The organism is Luteolibacter flavescens (assembly GCF_025950085.1).
GTDB classification, from domain to species: Bacteria; Verrucomicrobiota; Verrucomicrobiia; order Verrucomicrobiales; family Akkermansiaceae; genus Haloferula; species Haloferula flavescens.
This window is the reverse complement of the sequence record NZ_JAPDDS010000031.1, coordinates 1-2,423: the sequence shown is the minus strand read 5'-3', so window position 1 is coordinate 2,423 and position 2,423 is coordinate 1. Positions and strand designations below refer to the sequence as shown.

Genomic DNA, 2,423 nt, shown 5'->3' with positions numbered 1-2,423 from the left:
GTAAGCGTGGTCCGAGCCGCCGTGTGATTTTCCTTGGCGGTTCTCGTGCTCAGGCCGCTTTCCGAACCGGCTTGCCTTGGAGGGCACGCAGCCAATTCGCCGGGGCAAGCGTGGCCGCCTCGCTTTCCTTCATGGCGGGCAAGCGGGTGAGCACGTTCTCCAGATACTCCCGGGTGTCGATACCCAGCCGCCGGCAGTTCTCGACGATTGTGTAAAGGATGGCGGCCCGCTGGCCCGCTTCCCGGCAGCCGATGAACAACCAGTTCTTGGCACCCAGCTTCGTCGGACGAATGGCATTCTCAACGAGGTTGGTGTCGATCTCGATCCGGCCATCGGCAAGGTAGACCTCAAGCTTGCTCCACTGCCTGGCTGCATAGCGGAGGGCCTCGGCAAGCTTGGTCTTGGGCAGGATGGCGCGCAGCGCCAGCCGATCGATCACGGCCTTCAGGCGGCGGTGGATCATGCGGCTTTGTGAGGCACGCACGGCTTCGCGCAGCGCTGGCCCGGCCTTGGCTTCGCGCAGTTGCTTTTCGATCCGGTAGAGGTGGCCGATCTGCCGCAGGATCCAGGCGACGAGCTTGGGTTCCTGTTCTTTGGCATCGAAAAATTTCCGCCGCATGTGGGCATGGCAGCCAGCCAGGACGATGTGCGGCTTGCCCCTGGCCCATGCAGCGTAAGCCTCGTAACCATCGCACTGGATCGTGCAGGCGGCGGGGACGGAAGGCCCGAAGAGCGCGGCGACACCACCGGCATCGCGCCCGGCACGCCACTGATAGAACACGCTGCCGCCGGGGATATTCGAGGCCCACAGGTAGCCCGCCTGCGCCTTCCCGCTGCCAGGCTCAAGGTAGTCGATCGGCGTCTCGTCAAACTGCCGGTAAGCGCTTCGCCAGTGCTCGTGCTGGATTGCACGATAGACCGATGACAGCCAATCAGCTCCCAGCGCCGCCCAGTCGCACAGGGTCTTGCGATGGAAGATCACGCCTTGCCGCGCGAAGATCTCGGCCTGCCGGTAGTAAGGCAGGTGGCAGGCGAAGCGGTTATCGATGACCTCGGCGATCAGCCCCGGCGTGGCGATGCAACGGTCTTGCAGGGACGGCGGCAGCGGCGCGACGACCGGCTTGGCCAGCACATCGCCCTTGCGGACGTATTTGCCGCGGACCAGGCGGATGCGCCGGAATTCGCCGCGCTTGTAGTCGAGCTGCTCGCGCACTTCCTCGCCGATGCGCCGCCATTGCTCCGGGTTTGCCAGCACCTCGGGCGGGTCGAGGACATGTTCGGTGATGGGCAGGTGTTCCGGGATACGCGGCGGGCGGGCTTTGCCCCGGCGCTGCCGGCGGATTTCAGGGTCCTCAGCCGCCGGTCCGGGGTCTGCGGGATCGGCGGCTGGCGCTTTTTTTGGCCGCTCGAAGAGTTCGAGCTGCGCAGGGTCGAGTTGCTCGCTGCTCTTGCCGAAAATCCTGCGGCATAGCGCGTCGACGGTCTGCTTCAGCACGACGATCTCCGCGTCGCGCTTCGCGACCTCGTCGATCCATCGCTGCCGTTCCTCGCCGCCCATCTACGGCAAATACCGTAGCAAATGGCATGCCCTTTCGCTCTGCCGCTCCGCATCAGGGCAGCTCATACCATGGCCGCTTGCAGCCGTCGCGCATGTCGATGCCGTCGAGCAGCAGGGCCAAAGCGGTGGAACTCAGCCTCAGCTTCCCGTCCCGGACATCCGCCCCTTTCGGCCAGGAGAAGGCCCCGCGTTCCAGCCGTTTTGCCAAAACCCACAGGCCGCTCCCGTCGAAGTAGAGCAGCTTGAGGATCGTGCGACGCCGGTTGGTGAAGGCAAAGACCGCGCCACCCTTCGGGTCTTCCTTGAGTTTGCCCGTCACCGCGTCGTGGAGACCATGGAACGACTTGCGCATGTCGCAGGGCTCCACGGCGACAAAGACCTTGAGGCTGCCGGAAAAGCTCAGCATGGCCGGGACAGCTCGCGGATCAGCGCCGCGGCCAGCGGCACTTGGGCAATCCCGCCGACGGCGAGCCTCGTGCCGTTGGGCAGGCACACTTCCAATGCCGGGGATGCTCCCGGCGGCGGGCAGACGTCCTCGCATGAGACCTCGGCGAGCAGCAGCGGCGCTACGGGTTCCATTGCAACGGCGAGCGCTGAACCCGGCTTGGCATCCTTGCGTCTCTGCTGGATCCAACCGGTGAACGTCGTGTATTTGATCCCGTGCTGCGCGGCAAAGCCGCTAGCGGTCTGGCCGCTGCCTTCGAAGGCCTCCAGCAGCACCCGGCGCTGCTCCTTGGTGAAGCGCAGCCTCCCGACCTGGTCCGTTCTGATCAATCCCGTCTCCCGATCCATAGGTGTCGGATATCCGACACCGACGATTGCCCAGCTCCAAGAACCTACGGACGGTGCTGCGGACCACGCTTAC

At 65.2% G+C, this 2,423-nt stretch carries 3 protein-coding genes; all 3 read right to left on the bottom strand.

The features are described 5' to 3' along the window. Positions 1-49 precede the first annotated feature (49 nt). The 3 genes from tnpC to tnpA are packed head-to-tail and all read right to left on the bottom strand — an operon-like array spanning position 50 to position 2,350. Positions 50-1,558 carry an IS66 family transposase gene (gene tnpC / locus OKA04_RS24345; RefSeq protein WP_264503835.1) on the bottom strand — a complete coding sequence of 503 codons (1,509 nt, stop codon included), beginning with the start codon at positions 1,556-1,558 and terminating at the stop codon, positions 50-52. A gap of 52 nt (positions 1,559-1,610) precedes the next feature. After that, entirely contained in the window at positions 1,611-1,964 is a 354-nt protein-coding gene (gene tnpB / locus OKA04_RS24340; protein ID WP_264503834.1) for an IS66 family insertion sequence element accessory protein TnpB, read from the bottom strand. Continuing rightward, positions 1,958-2,350 carry an IS66 family insertion sequence element accessory protein TnpA gene (tnpA, locus tag OKA04_RS24335; RefSeq protein WP_264503833.1) on the bottom strand — a complete coding sequence of 131 codons (393 nt, stop codon included), beginning with the start codon at positions 2,348-2,350 and terminating at the stop codon, positions 1,958-1,960. Before tnpA ends, tnpB begins: the two co-directional genes overlap by 7 nt. Positions 2,351-2,423: the final 73 nt, after the last annotated feature.